Source organism: Kaistia defluvii, from assembly GCF_040548815.1.
GTDB classification, from domain to species: Bacteria; Pseudomonadota; Alphaproteobacteria; order Rhizobiales; family Kaistiaceae; genus Kaistia; species Kaistia defluvii_A.
Genome location: NZ_JBEPSM010000005.1, coordinates 40,414 through 61,263, shown reverse-complemented (window position 1 = coordinate 61,263; position 20,850 = coordinate 40,414). Strand labels below are relative to the sequence as shown.

The window sequence follows — 20,850 nt, the reverse complement described above, 5'->3', positions numbered from 1 at the left end:
AGCGCCGCCGAGACCACGAGGGCAAGGCGACATATCGGCCAGACCCAAAGCCGTGTTATAGCTCTGGCAGCAACGGAGCTCTTTGCCATGCTCACCTTCCTGCCTTCGCTCTCGGTTTTCCTCGCCTATCTGGTCGCCGTCATCGCGCTGACGCTGACGCCCGGGCCGGACATGACGCTGTTTCTCGGCAAGGCCATTGGGCAATCGCGAAAGGCCGGCGTCGCCGCTTTCGCCGGCGCCTCGACCGGGCTTATCGTCCATACGGTGCTGGTGGCCGTCGGGCTATCGGCGCTGCTCGCCGCCTCGACCACGGCCTTCACCATCCTGAAGGTGGTCGGCGCCGCCTATCTGGTCTATCTCGCGGTGCAGGCGATCCGGCATGGATCGGCGCTCTCGGTCGGCGGCAAGGGCTCCAGCGACCCGATCGGCAAGGTCTATTTGAAGGGCCTGATGGTCAATCTGCTGAACCCGAAGATCATCGTGTTCTTCGTGACCTTCCTGCCGCAATTCGTGACGCCGTCCGACCCGCATGCGGCGGGCAAGCTGCTGTTTCTCGGCCTGATGTTCGTGGTCGTGGCCACGCCGATCAGCATCGCGATGATCTGGTCGGCCGGCTCGCTCGCCTCATTCCTGAAGCGCTCGCCGCGCGCGACGCGCGCCGTCGACTGGCTGTTCGCCAGCGTGATGGGCGGCTTCGCCGTGCGGCTTATTCTGGCCCAGGGGAAGTAGGCCGCTCCGCCGGAGCGGTCAGCGCGCGGCCCTGGGCCGCCAGCCCCGAGCCATGGCCGGCAATGACCCAATAGGCGAAGCCGGCGACGAGCCCGGCCGCAACCGGCGGCAGCGCGGCAAATTCCGTGCTCTTGGCCGCGAGGTGGATGCCAAGGCCGATCGCACCGCCAAACAGCGTCCACAGGATCGCCGAGCGCAAGGCGAAGACCTCGGCCACGACGATGCCGACCAGGAACGGCAGCAGCGCGTAGCGCGAAATCTCGACCAGAAGAACGAAGGCCGGCGCGAGGATCACCGGGATCTCGCCATTCGGGCCATCCCAGATGTCGTTGCTGGTGAAGCCGAAAGCGGCGAGATAGACGACGACGGCCGAGGCGATCGCCGCCATCAGCCCCAGCGGAATCAGCAGGATGATCCGGAGGAAAGCCCGCATCAGTCGTCGTCGCTGGTGACCATGGCCTCGAGCGCCAGCCGCTCGCGGACGCGCATGCGCTCGCTCTCGCTCTTCAGCTGGCCGCAGGCGGCGAGAATGTCGCGGCCGCGCGGGGTGCGGATCGGCGAGGCATAGCCGGCGCGGTTGACGATGTCGGAGAAGGTCTCGATCGTCTCCCAGTCCGAGCACTGGTAGTTGACGCCGGGCCAGGGATTGAACGGGATCAAATTGATCTTGGCCGGGATGCCCTTGAGCAGGCGGACCAGCTCGCGCGCGTCGGCCGGGCTGTCATTGACGTCCTTCAGCATCACATATTCGAAGGTGATGCGGCGCGCATTGGTGAGGCCCGGATAGTTGCGGCAGGCCTCCATCAGTTCGGCGATCGGGTATTTCTTGTTGAGCGGCACCAGCATGTCGCGCAGATCGTCGCGCACGGCATGGAGCGAGATCGCCAGCATTGAGCCGATTTCGGCGCCGGTGCGCTCGATCATCGGCACGACGCCGGAGGTCGACAGCGTGATGCGGCGCTTCGAGAGCGACAAGCCCTCGCCATCCGAAGCGATCAGCAGCGCCTGCTTGACGTTGTCGAAATTGTAGAGCGGCTCGCCCATGCCCATCATGACGATGTTGGAGACGAGGCGGCCTTCCGACGGCACGGCCATGCCGACCGGGGTCGACTTGTCCGGGAAGTCGCCCAGCCGGTCGCGCGCGACGAGGATCTGGCCGACGATCTCTTCCGCCGTCAGGTTGCGCACCAGCTTCTGCGTGCCGGTATGGCAGAACGAGCAGGTGAGCGTGCAGCCAACCTGGCTGGAGACGCAGAGCGTGCCGCGGCCGATCTCGGGGATGTAGACAGTCTCGATCTCGACCGGCCGGCCGGCGCCGCGCGGCGGAAAGCGCAGCAGCCACTTACGCGTGCCGTCCTGCGAGATCTGCTCGGTGACGATTTCAGGCCGCTTCAGCGTGAAATGGGAAGCAAGCGTCGCGCGCAGATCCTTCGACACGTTGAGCATGTCGTTGAAATCGGTGACGCCGCGGGCATAGATCCAGTTCCAGATCTGCGCCGTGCGCATGCGGATCTGCTTCGGCTCGATGCCGATGCCGGCCAGCTTCTCGCCGATCTCGGCGCGCGTGAGGCCGACGAGGGACGGCGTCTCGTCCTTCGAAAGCGGGGGAACCTGAAGCGGGGCGGTGGTGGCCACGGCGAGCGGTGCGGTCATGTCGATATCCGGGTGAGAGGCCGGGCGCGAGAGACGCGCGCATCGGGGCCATCCATCATTGTTGCCGGCCTCATATCACAATTTTCAAGAAATCAGGAATGCTTCAAATGAGCGGCCGCCCCGCGTCGGACAAGGGGCAGCCGGCCGATCGACGCGGATCGGCATCGAACTGGGGCTTCAGCCGGCAAGGATCCGGGCGACGACCTCGCCGACCGTCATCTGCGAACTGTCGATCCAGAGCCCGATCCTCGGCGTCTCGCGAACCAGCGCGTCGGCGAGGATATCCGGCGGAAAGCCTTCGCCATAGCCGGTCTTGCTACGTTCCCGGTCGCGGCGCGCCAGCGTCGCGGCGTCGGGGCAGAGCACGACGATCCGGGGATCGAGATCGGCGAGGCGCGCCACCACGTCGGTGAGATGCCGGCCGATGAGAATATCCTGGTAGACGACGGAGAAGCCGGCCGCATGATAGCGCCGGGCGGCGTCGCAGGCGAGATCGTGGCGCAGCCTGAGCTGGGCCTGCGCCTCGTCATCTAGGACGGGGCCCATCACGGCGGCGCCGTTGACGATCATCCGGCGGAAGACATCGCCGCGCAGATGCACGGATTTGGGCAGCGCCTCGGCGACGGCCTGGGCGACGGTGGATTTGCCGGCGGCCATGGCGCCGGTGATCAGGATGAGGCGAGGCTGGGACATCTCACGTGCCTAACGCCGCGCGGCGTGGACCGTCAACCCTGCGTGGAGGTCAGCGCGTCCCAGCCGAGCATGGCGCTCTTGGCAACAGAAAGCAGCGTCTCGCCATTGGCGCCGTCGCGGGCCTCGATCGACATGCCCTTGATGACGGTGCCGAAATAGGCGGCGATCCGTTCCAGGTTGAGGCCCGACGGCAGCTCGCCATCGGCGACGCCGCGCTCCAGCCGGTCGCGGATGCGCCGCGCCATGTCCTTGCGCCGGTCGCACAGGAACTGCTGCGCCGCATCGGTCTCGGGGCCGCCATTGGTGGCGCCGAGCACAACGAAGCAGCCGACCGGCTTGTCGGGCCGCACGCAGGAACGCGCGCTGGCGAAAAGCATGGCCGAGATCGAATCCCGCGTCGTCAGCTCGCCTTCCAGCATCTGCAGCGTGCAGGCGTCGTCGGTCGCGACGTAGAGCGCCACGGCTTCGCGAAACAGCTCTTCCTTCGAGCCGAAGGCGGCGTAGAGCGAGGGGGAATTGATGCCCATCGCCTCGGTCAGCTCCGAGATCGAGGTACCGGCATAGCCGCGAGCCCAGAACACATCCATGGCCCGTTCGAGGGCGACGGATCGATCGAAACTGCGGGGACGTCCGCGAGCGTTCATGGCGTGCGTGCAGCCCTTTTCTTTTTGTAACGATCAACAAATAAAGCGCTTGACGGCGGGAATCAAGCCATTATGATTTGTGTATCGACCGACACATAAATACGAGTCGGCGGTGACCCTGAGCCCGCGACGCCTCTCCCGTCGCGGGCTTCAGCGTCCCTAGGGCCGCGCTACCGCGCCGGCCCCGCCCAACAGATCGAGACCACCATGACCGACCCTTCTCACCCGGCGCCCGCGGGCCGGCACCTCGTGCTCGCCGCCGTCTTCCTCGTCGCGGTCACCATGCCGCTCTCCTTCACCGGCCCGGCGGTGGCGACGCCTGCCATCGGCCGCGATCTCGGCGGCGAGCTCTCGCTGCTGACCTGGATCGTCAACGGCTTCATGCTCGCCTTCGGCAGCACGATCATGCTCGGCGGCGCGCTCGCCGATCAATATGGCCGCAAGCGCATGTTCCGCATCGGCGCCATCAGCTTTACCCTCACCTCGCTCGCCGTTGCGCTGTCGCCCAACGTGCTGATCCTCGACTTTCTGCGCGCCTTGCAGGGCATCGCGGCGGCGATCTCGATCTCGGCCGGCTTCGCCGCCGTGGCGCAGGACTATGAAGGCGCCGACCGCACCCGCGCGCTGGGCCTGCTCGGCACCGGCTTCGGCATCGGCCTCGCCTTCGGCCCGCTGATCGCCGGCGCGCTGATCGGCTCGTTCGGCTGGCGGGCGCTGTTCGTCGCCACCGCTTTGGCCGGCGTGCTGACCCTGCTCGTCGGCGTGCCCAGAATGCGCGAAACCCGCGATCCCGGCGCGATCGGCATCGATCGCTGGGGCGCGGCCAGCTTCACCGCCATGCTGGTGGCGCTGACCTTCGGCATCATCCTCGGACCGGAGCGCGGCTGGGACGACACGCTGGTCGTCGCCCTGCTCACCGGCGCGGCGATCCTGCTGATCGCCTTCATCGCCATCGAGAACCTGCAGACACGGCCGATGCTCGACCTGTCGCTGTTCCGCTATGCCCGCTTCGTCTCGGTGCAGGCCCTGCCGGTCGCGGTCGCCTATTCCTTCATCGTCCCGTTCATCCTGCTGCCGGCCCGCTTCATCCGCATCGAGGGGATGGACGAGTTGCAGGTCGGCGTGATGCTGCTGCCGCTCAGCCTGCCGATCGCGACGATCCCCTTCGTCGCCGCCAACATCGCGCGCTGGATTCCCTCGGGAATCCTCGCCGGCCTCGGCCTGATCCTGGCGGGCGCCGGCGTGCTGTTGCTGGCCTTTGTGCCGGTCGGCGCCGCCCCGACGACATTCATCCTGCCGCTGTTCATGATCGGCGCCGGCGCCGCCCTGCCCTGGGGCCTGATGGACGATCTCGCCATCAGCGTCGTGCCGACCGAGCGGGCCGGCATGGCGACCGGCATCTTCGGCACCATGCGGGTCGCCGGCGAAACCGTCGCCATCGCCATTGTCGGCGCGCTGATGGCGGCCTTCGTCACCGACGGGATCGGCGCGAGCGTCGGCGATCTGCCGGTCGAGATCGCCAGCCAGTTCGCCAATGCGGTGGCCGGCGGCGGCCTCGACCAGGCGGCGGCGCTGGCGCCCTCGATCGAACGGGCGATCGCGGCCGAGGCCTATGGCGCGGCGTTCCGCAACACCATGCTGATCTGCTCGGCGATCACTTTCACGGCCGCGCTGATCACGCTGGTGACGCTGCGCACCCGCCAGCCGAAGAAGCGCCGCGAGCCGATCATGCTGGAAATCGGCGCGTAAGCGGAAGACTTCCGGCCGATCGGCCGGCTCCCCCATCATCCTGAGGCGCTTCGCGTGAGCGAAGCCTCGAAGGAGGGTCCAGCGGGCGAAAATCGCCTGGCGGTCAGAAGCAAGGGTAATCCCTAGACCCTCCTTCGAGGCCCGGCTTCGCCGGGCACCTCAGGATGATGGTCGAGGGGAACCCAACGCCCCCCCCCAAAAAGAAGGCCCGCTTCCATTCCCGGAAGCGGGCCTTCAGGGAAGCGACCGATCAGACGTCTTCGGGCGCGTCGCCGTCGAGCTCTTCGAGATCGGCCAGGTCCTGGTCCTCGACAGCCGTGTCCTCGACGCCGAGGCTCTCGGCCGAGAGCCAGAACACCTCGCCGTCGCTCTCTTCCGTATCGAGCCAGAAGAAATCGAGATGCGGATATTCGGCCTCGAGGATCTCGCGGCCGGCGCCGATCTCGCAAAGCATGCCGCCGCCCGGATTGAGATGGGCGGCGGCCGCGTCGAGGATGCGGCGGACGATATCGAGGCCGTCGAGGCCCGAGGCCAGCGCCATCACCGGCTCGTGCCGGTATTCTTCCGGCAGCTCTTCCATGGCGATTTCGTCGACATAGGGCGGGTTGGTCAGGATCAGGTCGTAGCGCTTGTCGCCGAGCGGGGCGAACAGGTCGCCCTCATAAAGTTCGATCCGGTTGCCGAGATTGTGCTCGGCAACGTTGATCTTCGCGACTTCGAGCGCATCCGGCGACAGGTCGACGGCATCGATCTCGGCGCTTTCGAACACGCCGGCCGCCAGGATCGCCAGCGAGGCGGAGCCGGTGCAGAGGTCGAGCACGGTCTCTACCGACGAGAGATCGTCGATCAACGTGAACTCCTCGCCGCCGAAGAAGTCCGAATGGATCAATTCGCCGATGAAGGAGCGCGGCACGATCACGCGCTCGTCGACGAAGAACGGCACGCCCTGGATATAGGCGCGGTTGAGCAGGTAGGGCGTCGGCTTGCGGGTGGTCACCCGCGCCTCGATCAGCTCCGCCAGGCGCGTGCGCTCCTCGGGGAGCAGGCGCGCGTCGAGGAAGGGCTCGAGCGTGTCGATCGGCAGCTTCAGGCCTTCCAGCACCAGGAAGGCGGCATCGTCGAACGCCGTCGAGGCGCCATGGCCAAAGGCCAGGCCGGCCTGGTTGAAGCGGCTGACGGCGTAGCGCAGGAAGTCGCGGACCGTGAAGAGCTGATCGGCGGGGGCGGATGATTCGGTCAAGGCAGGCTCGTGGTTAAGAAAAGGTTTCGAGACGTCCTAGCAGGTCGGGACGCCGCGCGCATCTCTCCAGCCTGCGATCTCCAGTCTCATCTCCGGTTCGGAAGGGCGCGTCGACGCTCGCGCTTCCCCTTGGGTCGCGATCAACAGCCCCGACCATCATCCTGAGGTGCCCGGCGAGGCCGGGCCTCGAAGGAGGGTCCAGGGAACACCCAAATGTCTGGCCGGTCCTTCGACAAGCAGGCCGATTTCCAATCGAGCGGGGAAGCCCCGGTTGCGGTTTTAGGAGATCATCCGGAGAGGCCGTAAACCCTCACCCGCCGGCCTGCGGCCGTCGACCTCTCCCTCAGGGAGAGGTGAAAGAAGCTTGAGCGGTGGGGCCGTCTCGAGCGCGCGGGGCGGCGAGACGGCCGAACCGGGAGCGGTCTACTGCCCCTTTGCCTTCAGGCGCTTGTTGCAGTCGCTCCAGTACTGCGGCCACTTCGCGCCCTGCGGCAGGGTGCCGGCCTTCTTCTTTTCCTGCCATTCGGCGCCGCAGGCGCGGATGCGCACGACCGCGGCCTGCTGGCCCGGGGTCATCGGCTTCTTGCCGGCAGTGGTCTTGGTCGCGTCGAGCTTGGCGGCGGCGTCCGGATCCGGCAGCGCCATGCCGAGTTCCTCATCGGTCGCGGCAGCCTTTGCCTTGCCCGGCTTGGCGGGGGCAGTCGCGTCCGGATTGGCGGCGGCGTAATCCTTGCTGCACTGGCTCCAGAATTTGGGCCAGGTCTGGCCGGCCGGAACCTTGTTGGCGGCCTTCATCTTGGCCCAGTCGTCGCTGCACGACGCCATGGCGGCCGACTTGGCCGCAGCCGGCTTGGCCTCCGCAGCGGCCTTGCCGGTAGCGGCCTTCGCGGTCGACTTCGCGGCGGCCTTCGGCTCGGGAGCGGCCGGCGCCTTGGCGGCGGTCGCGGCGTCGCTGTCGTCTGGATGCGCGGCGGCGTAATCCTTGCTGCACTGGCTCCAGAATTTTGGCCATGTCTGGCCGGCCGGAACCTTGTCGTCGGCCTTCATCTTGGCCCAGTCGTCACTGCAGCTCTGCATGGCGGCCGACTTGGTGGCGGCGGATGCCGGCAAGGTCGCCGCGAACAGCCCCAAGGATAGGCTGGCGCCCACCAAGATCAATGTGGATCGCATCTTCATAGTGCCGATCTCCCTTTGATGTCGCGATGACATCCGATCCCAGCGAAGCCACGACGGCATCGCACGTCCCCCGTTCACGGAGGGAACATCCGCGCGTTGCAAGTGTCAATCTCCCGGCGCGGGTCGGATCAAAAATCGTTGGCGGGTTCCGGCAAGATCGCGGCCGCTATTCGGGCGGCCGCGATCTCCTCTCTTCTACGGCTTATTATTTGCTGTTCTTGGCGAGCCAGTCCTTCATGAAGGCGATCTCTTCCTTCTGGGCCCGGATGACGGCCTCGGCGAGCTTGCGCGCCTCGGGGTCCTTGCCATATTTCAGCTCGATCTCGGCCATGGCGACCGCGCCCTCGTGATGGGGAATCATGGCGCGGATGAAATCGACGTCGGCATTGCCGGAATAGTCGATCGCCATGCCCTCCATCATCGCCTTGTCGGCGGCGCGGAAGGCTTTGGTCGAGGCGCTGTCACCCGGCTTTTCCGACGACATCGCGCCATGGTCCATCTGGCCATGATCCATCGTCTCCTCGGCCGAGGCCGGCAGGATGGCGAGCGTGAAGACGGCAGCGGCCGCCAGTTTTCCAAAATACGTCATGATCGTTTTCTCATTGCATGAGGCGGGCAGGAACAGGCGGCGTCGCGGCCCGCACGCGCCGACGCATCGATGGCGGAAGGAAAAACGATCAGGCGCGGGGCGGCGGCAGGTCGGGGCCGATGGCGCGCTGGGCCGGCATGACGTCGGAAAGCGGGCGCGGCGCAGCGCCGGGAGCGGCGAGACGCTCGGGCATCGCCTCGACGAAAAGCGCGAAACCCGGCAGCGCCACGCAGCAGGACGGCATCGCCATCGGGGCGGCCGGCGTGTGGCTGGCAGGGCCGCCCGACGCCATGGCCATGCGATGCGCCGGAACGCCGAGCTGGCTCGTCGCGGCGGCGTGGATGACTGGCGCGGCATGCGGACAATCCGGCTGGCCCGCATGATCCATCGCCATGGCCGGGCCGGCGCCGCCGGGCACCAGCACGCTAAGGATGATCCAGACAAGAGCCACGAGACGCCGGATATTCTGCATGCCGTGAAACTGGTCTTTGCGCGGGCCCGCGTCAATGTCCGGATCGGACAGATTTCTGTTCACGCTGGCCAGATAAGTGTTCAGCTGTCATTCAGCACTGATAGGCTGCAATAGCGCATGTCGAGGGGATCGAGAGAGAATGAAATGACGCGGGACAAGGCGGATATTGGACGACGACAACTGTTCCGGCTGGGCGCGGCCGGGCTCGGATCGAGCGTCGCGGTATCGCTGGCCTCCCCCGTTCTCGCCGAGACGCCGCTCGCCGCGCCCTCGGTCGCGCGCAGCCCCGAAAGCTTTGTCTGGAAGATGGCGACGGCCTGGCCGAAGGATACGCCGGGTGTCGGCGTCAGCGCCCAGCGCCTGGCCGAGCGGATCGGCACGCTTTCCGACGGCCGGCTCAGGGTCCAGGTGTTCGACGCCGGCGACCTCGTGGCGCCGGGCCAGGTGTTCGATGCGGTTTCGACCGGCAAGGCCGAGATGGGCCATGGCTCGCCCTATTACTGGGCCGCCAAGGACCCGGCCTTCCACTATTTCTCCGGCGTGCCCTTCGGCCTGACGGCGAACGAGCACATTGCCTGGCTGGCCTTTGGCGGCGGGCAGATCCTGTGGGAAAAGGCCTATGAGCCGTTCGGCGTGCTGCCCTTCTATGTCGGCTCGACCGGACCGCAGGCGGCTGGCTGGTTCAAGCGCGAGATCCGGACGCCGGAAGACTTCAAGGGCCTGACCATCCGCATCACCGGCCTCGGCGGCGACGTGCTGAAGCGGCTCGGCGCCAGCCCGGTCCTGCTGCCGCAGGGCGACATCGCCGCAGCGCTCGAATCCGGCACGATCGACGCGGCCGAATGGGTCGGCCCGTGGAACGATCTGGCGCTCAACCTGCCGCGCGCCGCGCCCTTCTGCTACATGCCGGCCTTCCATGAGCTGGCCACCGCGCTGGAGCTGATGGTCGGCAAGACCGCGTTCGAGACGCTGCCAGACGACCTGCGCGCCGTCGTGCGCTCGGCCGCGCTGGCCTCGGCGACGGAAGTCTCGGCCGATTTCTCCGCCAACAACATCGCCGCCTTGCCGATGCTGGTCGAGCGCGGCACGGTGGTGAAGAGCTTCCCGAACCCGGTGATCGACGCACTGGCCAAGACCTCGGCCGAGGTACTCACCGAGGTCGGTGAATCGAGCCCGGTGGCCAAGGAAGTGCACCCGGCCTTCATCGCCTTCCGCAAGAAGGCGGTCGCCTATGCCGCCGTCGCCGAAGGCGCCGCGCTCGCCATGCGCGCCCGGGCGCTGGCGATCTAGGGGGCATAGCCCCTTCGACTTGCCCAGTCCCACCCTCGCCGGCCCCACCCTCGCCGTCATCCCGGGCAGAGACCCGGCATCCATTCAGCCGGGTTGACTGTCGCGTGAAGCGCCCGATGGCACGGCGGCATGGATCCCCTAAGTTCACAAACGAAGTGCAACACCAGCTTAAGGTGTTGCGATGGGACGAGAGTACAGCCAGCTCGGGCTTGAGGAGCGGATCGAGATTGCCCGTCTATCAGACGAAGGCGCCTCGATCCGGAAGATCGCTGCAGCTTTGGGTCGCGCGCCATCGTCCATTGCCAGGGAACTGAAGCGCAACACCGGCAGCCAGGTGGGCTATCAACCGCTCTATGCCGACGCCCAGACGCAGGCGCGGCGCTGGAATGGCAGCCGGCTCGATCGCGATGCCGCCCTGCGCGAGCGGGTGCTCGGCCAGTTGAAGACCGGCTGGTCGCCCGAGCAGATCGCCGGCCGGCTCCGGCGCGACGGCCCGATGCGCCTCAGCCATGAGAGCATCTATCGCTTCGTCTATGCCCAGATCCGCCGTCACAACGACTTCACCTGGCGCAACTACCTGCCCCGGGCCAAGTCGCGGCGCGGCTGGCGCGCCCGCAAGGGCGGCAGTCCGGCCCTGCATATGCGCCATCGGGTGCCGCTGGCCGAGCGGCCTCGCGACGTGCTGGACCGCCAGACGCCCGGCCATTGGGAGGCCGACCTGATGGCCTTTGCTCGCTATGGCCAGAACCTCTTGTTTCTGCACGACCGCATGAGCCGGGTGCTGATCGGCAGCCCGCTGCCGTCGAAGCGGGCCGAGCCGGTCGCCGGTGCGCTGACCGCGGCCTTGCAGACCCTGCCGCCGGCCTGCCGCAAGACCGTCACCTTCGACAACGGCACCGAGTTCGCCCGCCACTATGAACTCGGCGCCATCGGCATCGACACCTATTTCTGTGATCCGCACGCGCCGTGGCAGAAGGGCGGCATCGAGAACGCCATCGGCCGCATGCGTCGCTTCCTGCCGCGCAAGACCGATCTCGCCACCCTCGACAGCGGCACGCTGCTGGGCATGATGGCCGCCTACAACAACACGCCGCGCAAATGCCTCGGCTTCCAAACCCCGGCCGAGGCCTTCTCACAACAAGTGTTGCACTTCAAATGTGAATCCACCTCCTCGCCTGCGCGAGGATGACGGAGTTCTGCCTGTCGACGTCCAGTCCGAGTGTCCCTACGCGCCCTGGCGATTTAATCCAGCGTCTTCTGCAGGAACACCAGGTCGAGATAGCGGCCGAACTTGAAGCCGAGCTCCGGCATGCGCGCCGTCTCGATGAAGCCCTGCTTCGCGTGCAGGCGCAGCGAGACGTCGTTGCCGGCCTCGATGCCGGCGACCATCATGTGCTTGCCCTGCGCCCGCGCCGCGTCGACCAGCGCCGCCAGCAGCGCCGAGCCGGCTCCCTTGCCGCGCGCATCGCCGGCGACGTAGATCGAGTTCTCGACCGTCAAGCGATAGCCCTGGAAAGCGCGAAAGTCGCCATAGCTGGCATAGCCGAGCACACGGTCGCCCTCGACCGCCACCAGCACCGGAAAACCCTGCCCCGTGCGGGTGCGGAACCAGGCGACGCGGTTGTCGAGATCGACGATGTCGTCGTTCCAGATCGCCGCCGTGTTGACCACCGCATCGTTGTAGATGGCGAGGATGGCGGAAAGGTCGGCCTCGGTGGCCGGGCGGATCGTCGTCATGGTCCAACCTGCTTGTAGAAGAATGTCGCCGAGGCAAGCGTGCCGTCCGGTGTGAAGGAATGGCCGGGCATCACGCCATATTCGATCCAGCCATGCGCCCGGTACAGCGCCTCGCCGGCCGAGCCGGTCTGCGTATCGAGATGCGCCAGCGTCCGGCCCGAGGCGCGCACGGCAGCCTCCGCCGCCTGCAGCAGCGCGCTGCCGATGCCCTGCCGGCGGGCGCCCGAATGCACCAGCATCTTACCGATCTCGGCCCGGTGCGGCCCGTTGGGCTGCGGCGCGAAGGTCACCACCACCGTGCCGACGATTTTGCCCCCGGTCTCGGCCACCAGCAGCTCGCGGCCGCCGGCCTCGATCGCCTCCATCTGGACCTGCCAGAATCGCTCGGCCTCGGCCTGCGAAAAGCCGGCCATGAAATTGACCGAGGCGCCATGCGCCACCGCGTCGACGAGGATGTCGGCAAGCTGCGGGATCGCCGCCCGCGCGGCGGCAGCGTCCAGTTTCAGGATCGAGGCCATCATGGCTCCAGGGTTCTTTCTCTCCCCCAAAAACAGGCTTTGGCATCGCTTCTGTCAATGATAAACTACGATAATAGGAAATATTGAAGCATCACATAAAAAATACTTATGGATATCGACCAGCTCCGCAGTTTCGACCGGATCGTGCGCGACGGCAGCTTCACCAAAGCGGCCGCCCGGCTCAACGTCACCCAGGCGACGATCTCGATGCGCATCCGCGCGCTGGAAGCCCATGTCGGCGGCGCGCTGTTCACGCGAGGCCGCAAGGTGGAGCTGACCGAGCGCGGTGCCACCTTCCTGCCCTATGCCCGCCGGGTGCTCGCGACCCTGCTCGAAAGCGAGGACGCGATGCGCAGCGTCGATCGCGGCCGCATCGCCTTCGCCTCGCTGCGCAGCCTGATCGAGCCGCTGGCGACGCCGGCCGTGGTCGAGTTCATGCGCGCCCATCCGCGCGTCGAGTTGCAGTTCGAGGAAGGCCGCCACCGCGACATCGCCGAATGGCTGCATGACCGGCGCATCGACCTCGCCATCATCGGCTGGCCGAATTTCGATCCGCTGCTCGAGGCGCTGGAACCGGTCGCGCTGCTGCGCGAAAAGGCGGTGCTGGCCGCCTCGCCCATGCTGGCCCGAGAGATCGGGCCGCAGCCAACCCTCGACCGCATCTTCGCGGTGGCGCCGCATTTCCTGTCCTTCTTCTGGTGGCAGGTGACGCCGGATGCGATCCAGTCGCTGCGCCACCGGGCCCGCACCAGCTCGCAGGTTCTTTTCTCCTCCGGCCGCGCGCTGATCGAGCATGGCGCGGCGATCGGCCATCTGCTCGAAGCCTCGATCACGGAGGACCTCGCGAGCGGCCGGCTGGTCGACCTGGCGCCGATCGACATGCCCGTCATCTGGCGCGATTCCGCCCTTGTCGCGGGCACGCCGGACGCGCTTTCGCGCCCGCTGGTGGCGGAACTGGCCGACCGGATCGTCGCCCGCGCGGCCACGCTCGGCGTGCTTCATGCGGACCGGCGTTGAAAAGGCCCGTTTCAGCGCTTTGCGGCCAACAACCTTGATGCTATTGAGCGCGCCATGAGCACCGTGCCGCAAGACAACATCCGCAATTTCTCCATCGTCGCCCATATCGATCACGGCAAGTCGACGCTTGCCGACCGATTGATCCAGGCCACCGGCGGCTTGACCGACCGCGAGATGAAGGAGCAGGTGCTCGACTCGATGGATATCGAGCGCGAGCGCGGCATCACCATCAAGGCCCAGACCGTCCGGCTCGACTACAAGGCCAAGGATGGCAAGACCTACATCCTGAACCTGATGGACACGCCCGGCCACGTCGACTTCGCCTATGAAGTGTCGCGATCGCTCGCCGCCTGCGAAGGCGCGCTGCTGGTCGTCGACGCGTCGCAGGGCGTCGAGGCGCAGACGCTGGCGAACGTCTACCAGGCGATCGACAACGATCTCGAGATCGTGCCGATCCTGAACAAGATCGACCTGCCGGCGGCCGAACCCGACCGCATCAAGGCGCAGATCGAGGAAGTGATCGGCATCGACGCGTCCGACGCCGTGCTGATCTCGGCCAAGACCGGCATCGGCATTCCCGATGTGCTCGAAGCCGTCGTCACCCGCCTGCCGCCGCCCAAGGGCGACCCGGACGCGCCGCTGAAGGCGCTGCTGGTCGACAGCTGGTACGACGCCTATCTCGGCGTCATCGTGCTGGTCCGCATCATCGACGGCCGCCTGAAGAAGGGCGCCCGCATCCGCATGATGCGCGCCGATGCCGTCTACGAAGTCGAGCGCGTCGGCTATTTCACGCCGAAGCTCGTTCCCGTCGACGACCTCGGCCCCGGCGAGATCGGCTTCTTCACCGGCTCGATCAAGGAAGTGGCGGATACCCGCGTCGGCGACACCATCACTGACGACAAGAAGCCGACGGCAGAGCCGCTGCCCGGCTTCCGCCCGGCGCAGCCGGTGGTGTTCTGCGGCCTGTTCCCGGCCGATGCCGCCCAGTTCGAGGAACTGCGCGCCGCGATGGGGCGCCTGCGCCTCAACGATGCGTCGTTCTCGTTCGAGATGGAATCCTCGGCCGCGCTCGGCTTCGGCTTCCGCTGCGGCTTCCTCGGCCTGCTGCATCTGGAAATCATCCAGGAGCGGCTGGAGCGCGAGTTCAACCTCGACCTGATCGCGACCGCGCCATCCGTCATCTACAAGATCACCCTGACCGATGGCAGCGAGGTCGAATTGCACAATCCGGCCGATATGCCGGACGTGATGAAGATCCGCGAAATCTCGGAGCCCTGGATCCGCGCGACCATCCTGACGCCGGACGAATATCTCGGCGCGATCCTGAAGCTTTGCCAGGAGCGGCGCGGCATCCAGTCCGACCTCTCCTATGTCGGCTCGCGCGCCATGGTCACCTACGACCTGCCGCTCAATGAAGTCGTGTTCGATTTCTACGACCGGCTGAAGTCGATCTCGAAGGGCTATGCCTCGTTCGATTACCACCTGACCGACCACAAGCCGGGCGACCTGGTGAAGCTGCAGATCCTGGTCAATGCCGAGCCGGTCGACGCGCTGTCGATGCTGGTTCACCGCACCCAGGCCGAGCGCCGTGGCCGCGCCATGTGCGAGAAGCTGAAGGACCTGATCCCGCAGCATCTGTTCGTGATCCCGATCCAGGCCGCCATCGGCGGCAAGATCATCGCCCGCGAGACCGTGCGCGCCATGCGCAAGGACGTGACGGCGAAGTGCTATGGCGGCGACATCACGCGCAAGCGCAAGCTTCTGGACAAGCAGAAGGAAGGCAAGCGCAAGATGCGCCAGTTCGGCAAGGTCGACATCCCGCAGGAAGCCTTCATCGCCGCCCTGAAGATGGACGATTGAGCCGCCCAGCCCTTTTTGCAGGTTCCACGGCCGTTCCGATCCCCTCGGGACGGCCGTTTTTCTTTGAGGATTCCTCCTCTCTGGGAGAAACCACCCTCATCCTGCTGAGGTTGCCCGGAGGACCGGCTCGAAGCACGCAGAGCGGCGCCATCAGGATTTGCTGTCAGGCGGTGCGTCCTTCGAGGCTTCGCTGCGCGAAGCGCCTCAGGATCTTGGAGAGCGGAGCGCTGCAGAACGGCATCCTGGATTGCCCTCACCTCTCGCCGAGCCGCCCTTCACCTCTCCCCTGGGGAGAGGTCGGACCGCAGGTCCGGGTGAGGGGTTGAGGCCATTCCGGAAAATTCCCTACGCCCTCACCCGCCGGTTCCGCCGTCGAGCTCTGCCCACGGGAGAGGTGAAGGAGAGTGCACTCCGACGATCACGCGTGGGCTGCACCCGTGGCGTCTATCACCCTGGCTCCCATGCATCCCCACCCTCCGGCGTCATCTCGGGCGAAGACCCGGGATCCATGCAGCCGGGTTCTGGGGCGGTGTTCGCAACAGGAAAAGGCAGGCATGCCAAGCCCCATCGCAGCGAAGCGCCACGCATCCCGACCAGACATGCCTCGGATGAATGGATCCCGGGTCAAGCCCGGGATGACGGCGAGGGTGGGGCTGACGCAGAGCGACAGCCTGCCAAGAGAGTCGCAATTGTATCAGCCGAGCCACCCCTCACCTCTCCCATGGGGAGAGGTCGGACCGCAGGTCCGGGTGAGGGGTTGAGGCCTTTCCGGGGGGGTCCCTACGCCCTCGCCCGCCGGCTTCGCCGTCGACCTCTCCCGACGGGAGAGGTGAAGTGAAGTGAACTCCGACGACTACGCGTCGGCTGCACTCGCGGCGTCTATCACCCTGGCTCCCATGCATCCCACCCTCCGGCGTCATCCCGGGCGAAGACCCGGGATCCATGCAGCCGGGTTCTGGGGAGGTGTTTGCAACAAGGGAGAGGCAGCCATGCGAAGCCTCATCGCAGCGAAGCGCGAAGCGCCATGCATCCTGACGAAACACGCCTCGGCTGGATGGATCCCGGGTCAAGCCCGGGATGACGGCGAGAGTGGGGCTAACGCCGAGCCACAGCCTGCCAAGGGGAGTAGCAATCGCTTCAACCGAGTCACCCCTAACCTCTCCCTGGGGAGAGGTCGGACCGCAGGTCCGGGTGAGGGGTTGAGGCCTCTCCGGAGAATTCCCTACGCCCTCGCCCGCCGGCTTCGCCGTCCACCTTTCCCCACTGGAGAGGCGGAGCCCAAAAACCTACCCGCGCAGCATGTCGAGAACGGCCTTCAGCGCCGCAGCCGGCTCGATCGACTTCATGTCGCGTCGGCCGTCGATCTCGGGAGCCTGGACGATGGTGTTGCGGACCGCCTGCGGCGCCCAGCGTTCCGGCTGTCCGGGGCCGAACAGGCTCACCATCGGCACCAGCGAGATGCCCATCAGATGGCCGAGCCCGGTATCCGGCGCGACGCCGATTTCCATACGTCGCGCGCTCGCCGCCGTCAGTTCCAGCCGATAGACGCTCTCGGCCTCGCCGTCATAGCGCGCCGGCGTGAACAGCGCCTCCGGCACGCCGGCGCGGATCGCCGCGATCTCCTCGCGCTCGGACGGGCCGGAGAAGAAGACCGGCGTCAGCCCCTCGGCGAGCAGCAGCTTCGCGAAGGCGATGTTGTGCGGCACCGGCCAGCCCTTGCCGCCCTTGGTCGTCACGGCAATGCCGACATGGCGGCGGCCTGCCGGAAACAATTCCGCCGCCAGCGCCAGCGCCTGTGGCGGCAGATGGAAGCCGTCGCGCGCGGACACCGTCCAGTCGAGCTTCTGGCCGGCGTCCGCCTCGATCGTCGACCAGCTGCGATCGACGATCAGCGAGGGCCGGTGGAATTTGCCGATCGGAATGCTGCTCTGGAACCCGCCGGATTTCAGAAACAGCCGCGCCAGCAGCACGTCGCCGACGCGCGAGCGCACGTCGAACACCCGGTGGAAGCGCGGCAGCTTCAGCAGCGCCGAGATGACCGGCACCGGCCAGTAGCGCGCCCGCGGAAAGTGCACGAAATTCGGCGCGATGTCGGCGACCAGTTCATGCACCGGCCGGGTCAGCCGGTCCGGGCAGGACGAGATCCACCAGATCGGGTGGCCGGGATAGCGCTGCGCCACGGCCCAGATCAGCGGACAGACCATGAGCGCGTCGCCAAGACCGGCGCGGTCGCTGAGGACGGCGATCGGCGCGAACGCGCCAGCAGGGGTGGATGTCATGAGGCAGGCCGGTTGATCTGACGGAGGGGCTGCTTCCCTTAGCGGTTTTTTGCGCGCCGCCATAGCCACGCCGGATTGCACCTGGAGCGAAATTTTTCGGCGGAGGCCCGCCCGCGAGGGCCTTCTTCGAGCCACCCGCCAGAACGGATGTGGACGGAGCGGACCCCGCGCCCTACCATCGCGGCATGAGCAGAGCTTTCGTCAAGGAAGATGACGCCGACCATGGCGATGACGGCTTGCCGGAACGCCCGGTCTCGCCGCACCCCAATCTGGTGACCTGGGAAGGGCTGGCGGCGATCGAGGCGGAACTGGCCCGCCTGGCCGAGGCGATTGCCGTCGCCCGGGCCGAGGACGACCGGATGGCCCTGGCCGCCCTGGGTCGCGACCAGCGCTATTGGGAGCAACGCCGGATCAGCGCGGAACCAATCCCGCCTCCGGACGACCCGGACACGGTCCAGTTCGGCGCCACGGTGACGATCCTGCGCGAGGACGGACGGCGGCAGACCTACCGCATCGTCGGCGAGGACGAGGCCGATCCCAACCAGGGAACCGTGTCGCATGTCTCGCCCCTGGCGCAGGCGGTGCTTGGAAAAGGCGTCGGCGACGAGGTCGTCATCGCCGGCCAGGACGCCGAGATCGAGGCGATTTCCTGAGGACTGGCGTGGCGGACCTTCGTTCGGCCTGTCGAGTATTTTGAGAGCATGGCAGGCCACCCTCTCCCATCATCCTGAGGCGCCCGGCGAAGCCGGGCCTCGAAGGAGGGTCCAGGGAATGCCAGGACAGGACGGCTGGACTCCCCTCGACTTCGTATTCAGTCTCGGTGCCACACTGAACCCTCCTTCGAGGCTTCGCTGACGCGAAGCACCTCAGGATGATGGCCCGTATTCCCTGATCGAAGAGGGGAGGCAGTTTTGAACCTCCTCACTAACCTGGTCTGAAATGCCCTTCCTTCACCTCTCTCTGAGGGAGAGGTCGATGGCCGCAGGCCGGCGGGTGAGGGTTTACGGGCTCTCGGACAAGTTTCCTAAACCCTCACCCGGAGCTTCGCTCCGACCTCTCCCTCAGGGAGAGGTAAGGGCAACGCGGCTCGAATGGAGAAATCGGCATCGCTTGTCGAATTACGGGCCAGACACTCAGGATGATGGTGGAGGATGTCGATCGGACAGCACGGCTCGGACAGGGGGCGGCCCGAAACCGCCGCAAACAAAAAGGGCGCCGGCCGGAGCCGACGCCCTTTCGAAACAGACCCGGTGATCAGACGGATTCGCCGACCTTGGGCTGTGGCACGACGCGCAGATAGGGCTTCAGCGTCTTCCAGCCGCCCGGGAACTTCTCCTTGGCCGCTTCGTCGGAGACCGAGGGGACGATGATCACGTCCTCGCCCTGCTTCCAGTCGACCGGCGTCGCCACCGAGAACTTCGAGGTCAGCTGCAGGCTGTCGATGACGCGCAGGATCTCGTCAAAATTCCGCCCGGTCGATGCCGGATAGGTCAGCGTCAGCTTGAGCTTCTTGTCGGGACCGATGACGAAGACCGAGCGGACCGTCGTGGTGTCGGAGGCGTTCGGATGGATCATGCCGTAGAGGTTGGCGACGTTCTTGTCGTGGTCGGCGATCAGCGGAAAGTTGAGCGTCGCGCCGGTGGCGTCGCGGATGTCGTCGATCCACTGGCCGTGATTGGAAAGCTGGTCGACGGAAAGGCCGATGACCTTGACGCCGCGCCGTTCGAAACCCGGCTTCAGCTTGGCGACCGCGCCGAGCTCGGTGGTACAGACCGGGGTGAAGTTCTTCGGATGCGAGAACAGAACGCCCCAGTCATTGCCGAGCCACTCGTGGAACGAGATCTTGCCCTCGGTCGTGTCGGCGGTGAAATCGGGGACCACGTCCCCCAGATTGAGTGCCATTTTGGTTGCGCCCTCGATGCATGGGGCCGACCGCGGAGGGGCCGGCTCTTTTATCCAGCGCGAGTATCGCATGGCCGCGCAACCGGTCAATCGCGGAATCCGGCGGGTTCGGAGAACGAAGTCGCTCCATTCGCGCCATTCCCGCCATATCATTCCGCTATTGTCCTCCCTCCCCTGCCAAACTGGAATATTCGTCCAAAGCGAGCCGCTGGCGTCCGACCTGGAATGGTTGACGGATCGTCAAGATTGATCGGCGATACTGCGCCCCGGGGAGCGCTGACCAGGAAGGTGTCATCATGCTGAAAAAGCCGATCCGCGCGCTGGCGCTTTCGATCCTGCTGCCGGTTTTCGCCGTCGCGCCCGCCATGGCGGAATCGATCGACACGACACCGGCCAAGATCCTGTTCAGCGACGTCAAGACGCCGATCCCGCTCGAGGCGCGCGCCATCGGCTCCTATGCCAAGGGCTGCCTCGCGGGCGCCGTCGCCCTGCCTGTCAACGGCAAGGACTGGCAGGCCATGCGCCTGTCGCGCAACCGCAACTGGGGCACGCCGGAGCTGATCGCCTTCACGGAAAAGCTCGCCCATGACGCCAAGCGCCAGGATGGCTGGCCGGGTCTTCTGGTCGGTGACATGGGCCAGCCGCGCGGCGGCCCGGCGCTGACAGGCCATGCCAGCCACCAGATCGGCCTCGATGTCGACCTCTGGCTGACGCCGATGCCCAACCGCCTGCTTTCGCGCGAGGAGCGCGAGAAGATGTCGGCGACCTCAATGGTCAACGAGAAGGCCCGTGTGATCGACCGCTCGGTCTGGACGCAGGGCCAGGTCAAGCTGATCCGCCGCGCCGCGCTCGATCCCAGGGTGGCGCGCATCTTCGTCAACGCGGCGATCAAGAAGGCGCTTTGCGAGGATACACGCGGTGATCGCGGCTGGCTCAACAAGGTCCGCCCCTGGTGGGGCCACACCTACCACTTCCACGTCCGGCTGGATTGCCCGCCCGGCATGGCGAGCTGCGTGCCGCAGAAGGCGCCGCCTCCGGGCGATGGCTGCGGACCGGAGCTCGACGCCTGGCTGCAGCCGCCCAAGCCGCCGAAGACCCCGACCAAGCCGACCAAGCCCGCCGTCAAGCCGCGGCCGATGCTGCTGGCCGACCTGCCGGCAGCATGCCGCCAGGTGCTGATCGGCGCGCCTCCCGGCATGACGCCGGAGCCGGCCACCGTGCCCATGGCCTATGACGCCGCCCCGCCGGCCGACATCGAGAACCCCGCCGACGCGCCGGTGACCGGAACGCTGCACTAGGGTT

At 66.7% G+C, this 20,850-nt stretch carries 20 protein-coding genes; 8 read left to right on the top strand and 12 right to left on the bottom strand.

Features of this window, described 5'->3' with window-relative positions; genetic code table 11:
- Positions 1-87: 87 nt before the first annotated feature.
- On the top strand, positions 88-729 hold the full coding sequence (locus ABIE08_RS22805; protein WP_354554338.1) for a LysE family translocator: 642 nt from the start codon (positions 88-90) through the stop codon (positions 727-729).
- On the opposite strand, the gene ABIE08_RS22800 is transcribed toward ABIE08_RS22805, so the two are convergent.
- The 4 genes from ABIE08_RS22800 to ABIE08_RS22785 all read right to left on the bottom strand — a co-directional run bounded on the left by ABIE08_RS22800 (position 707) and on the right by ABIE08_RS22785 (position 3,662).
- Positions 707-1,162 (bottom strand): hypothetical protein, encoded by a 456-nt coding sequence (locus ABIE08_RS22800; protein ID WP_354554337.1) that lies wholly within the window; start codon positions 1,160-1,162, stop codon positions 707-709. The two genes, ABIE08_RS22805 and ABIE08_RS22800, sit on opposite strands and share 23 nt — an antisense overlap.
- Complete coding sequence (rlmN, locus tag ABIE08_RS22795; protein WP_354554336.1) at positions 1,162-2,382, bottom strand: 23S rRNA (adenine(2503)-C(2))-methyltransferase RlmN; 1,221 nt, start codon at positions 2,380-2,382, stop codon at positions 1,162-1,164. Before rlmN ends, ABIE08_RS22800 begins: the two co-directional genes overlap by 1 nt.
- Before the next feature lie 177 nt (positions 2,383-2,559).
- Positions 2,560-3,075 carry an AAA family ATPase gene (locus ABIE08_RS22790; protein WP_354554334.1) on the bottom strand — a complete coding sequence of 172 codons (516 nt, stop codon included), beginning with the start codon at positions 3,073-3,075 and terminating at the stop codon, positions 2,560-2,562.
- A 32-nt stretch (positions 3,076-3,107) separates the two neighbouring features.
- Positions 3,108-3,662, bottom strand: a complete 555-nt coding sequence (locus tag ABIE08_RS22785; protein ID WP_354554333.1) for a TetR/AcrR family transcriptional regulator — start codon at positions 3,660-3,662, stop codon at positions 3,108-3,110.
- A gap of 264 nt (positions 3,663-3,926) precedes the next feature.
- Between ABIE08_RS22785 and ABIE08_RS22780 the strand changes: the two genes are divergently transcribed.
- Positions 3,927-5,468 (top strand): MFS transporter, encoded by a 1,542-nt coding sequence (locus ABIE08_RS22780; protein WP_354554332.1) that lies wholly within the window; start codon positions 3,927-3,929, stop codon positions 5,466-5,468.
- Between the two features lie 250 nt (positions 5,469-5,718).
- Here the strand turns inward: ABIE08_RS22780 and prmB are convergent, their stop codons facing one another.
- From prmB to ABIE08_RS22760, 4 genes are all read right to left on the bottom strand, one after another.
- Positions 5,719-6,708 (bottom strand): 50S ribosomal protein L3 N(5)-glutamine methyltransferase, encoded by a 990-nt coding sequence (gene prmB, locus ABIE08_RS22775; RefSeq protein WP_354554331.1) that lies wholly within the window; start codon positions 6,706-6,708, stop codon positions 5,719-5,721.
- Between the two features lie 423 nt (positions 6,709-7,131).
- Entirely contained in the window at positions 7,132-7,884 is a 753-nt protein-coding gene (locus ABIE08_RS22770; RefSeq protein ID WP_354554329.1) for a hypothetical protein, read from the bottom strand.
- 205 nt (positions 7,885-8,089) lie between these two features.
- Complete coding sequence (copM, locus tag ABIE08_RS22765; RefSeq protein WP_354554328.1) at positions 8,090-8,473, bottom strand: CopM family metallochaperone; 384 nt, start codon at positions 8,471-8,473, stop codon at positions 8,090-8,092.
- 88 nt (positions 8,474-8,561) lie between these two features.
- The gene (locus ABIE08_RS22760) at positions 8,562-8,945 is read right to left on the bottom strand and encodes a hypothetical protein (RefSeq protein ID WP_354554327.1); all 384 of its coding nucleotides are present in this window, start codon (positions 8,943-8,945) and stop codon (positions 8,562-8,564) included.
- Between the two features lie 144 nt (positions 8,946-9,089).
- Here ABIE08_RS22760 and ABIE08_RS22755 point away from each other — a divergent pair, with 144 nt between their 5' ends.
- Together ABIE08_RS22755 and ABIE08_RS22750 are read left to right on the top strand one after the other, a co-directional pair.
- Positions 9,090-10,235, top strand: coding sequence for a TRAP transporter substrate-binding protein (locus ABIE08_RS22755; RefSeq protein ID WP_354554326.1), 1,146 nt, complete (start codon positions 9,090-9,092; stop codon positions 10,233-10,235).
- A gap of 181 nt (positions 10,236-10,416) precedes the next feature.
- Positions 10,417-11,424, top strand: a complete 1,008-nt coding sequence (locus tag ABIE08_RS22750) for an IS30 family transposase (RefSeq protein ID WP_354554324.1) — start codon at positions 10,417-10,419, stop codon at positions 11,422-11,424.
- A gap of 53 nt (positions 11,425-11,477) precedes the next feature.
- Here the strand turns inward: ABIE08_RS22750 and ABIE08_RS22745 are convergent, their stop codons facing one another.
- Together ABIE08_RS22745 and ABIE08_RS22740 are read right to left on the bottom strand one after the other, a co-directional pair.
- Positions 11,478-11,972: a GNAT family N-acetyltransferase gene (locus ABIE08_RS22745; RefSeq protein WP_354554323.1), complete on the bottom strand. Its 495-nt coding sequence runs from the start codon at positions 11,970-11,972 to the stop codon at positions 11,478-11,480.
- The gene (locus ABIE08_RS22740) at positions 11,969-12,490 is read right to left on the bottom strand and encodes a GNAT family N-acetyltransferase (RefSeq protein WP_354554322.1); all 522 of its coding nucleotides are present in this window, start codon (positions 12,488-12,490) and stop codon (positions 11,969-11,971) included. Before ABIE08_RS22740 ends, ABIE08_RS22745 begins: the two co-directional genes overlap by 4 nt.
- 108 nt (positions 12,491-12,598) lie before the next feature.
- Here ABIE08_RS22740 and ABIE08_RS22735 point away from each other — a divergent pair, with 108 nt between their 5' ends.
- Positions 12,599-13,507 carry a LysR family transcriptional regulator gene (locus tag ABIE08_RS22735; RefSeq protein WP_354554320.1) on the top strand — a complete coding sequence of 303 codons (909 nt, stop codon included), beginning with the start codon at positions 12,599-12,601 and terminating at the stop codon, positions 13,505-13,507.
- A 54-nt stretch (positions 13,508-13,561) separates the two neighbouring features.
- Positions 13,562-15,367 (top strand): translation elongation factor 4, encoded by a 1,806-nt coding sequence (gene lepA / locus ABIE08_RS22730; protein WP_354554319.1) that lies wholly within the window; start codon positions 13,562-13,564, stop codon positions 15,365-15,367.
- 1,286 nt (positions 15,368-16,653) lie between these two features.
- Here lepA and ABIE08_RS22725 read toward each other — a convergent pair.
- Entirely contained in the window at positions 16,654-17,646 is a 993-nt protein-coding gene (locus ABIE08_RS22725; protein ID WP_354554318.1) for a glycosyltransferase family 9 protein, read from the bottom strand.
- Between the two features lie 185 nt (positions 17,647-17,831).
- Here ABIE08_RS22725 and greA point away from each other — a divergent pair, with 185 nt between their 5' ends.
- On the top strand, positions 17,832-18,299 hold the full coding sequence (greA, locus tag ABIE08_RS22720) for a transcription elongation factor GreA (RefSeq protein ID WP_354554316.1): 468 nt from the start codon (positions 17,832-17,834) through the stop codon (positions 18,297-18,299).
- A 601-nt stretch (positions 18,300-18,900) separates the two neighbouring features.
- On the opposite strand, the gene ABIE08_RS22715 is transcribed toward greA, so the two are convergent.
- Positions 18,901-19,548 (bottom strand): peroxiredoxin, encoded by a 648-nt coding sequence (locus tag ABIE08_RS22715; protein WP_354554315.1) that lies wholly within the window; start codon positions 19,546-19,548, stop codon positions 18,901-18,903.
- 296 nt (positions 19,549-19,844) lie between these two features.
- Between ABIE08_RS22715 and mepA the strand changes: the two genes are divergently transcribed.
- Entirely contained in the window at positions 19,845-20,846 is a 1,002-nt protein-coding gene (gene mepA, locus ABIE08_RS22710; RefSeq protein WP_354554314.1) for a penicillin-insensitive murein endopeptidase, read from the top strand.
- Positions 20,847-20,850: the final 4 nt, after the last annotated feature.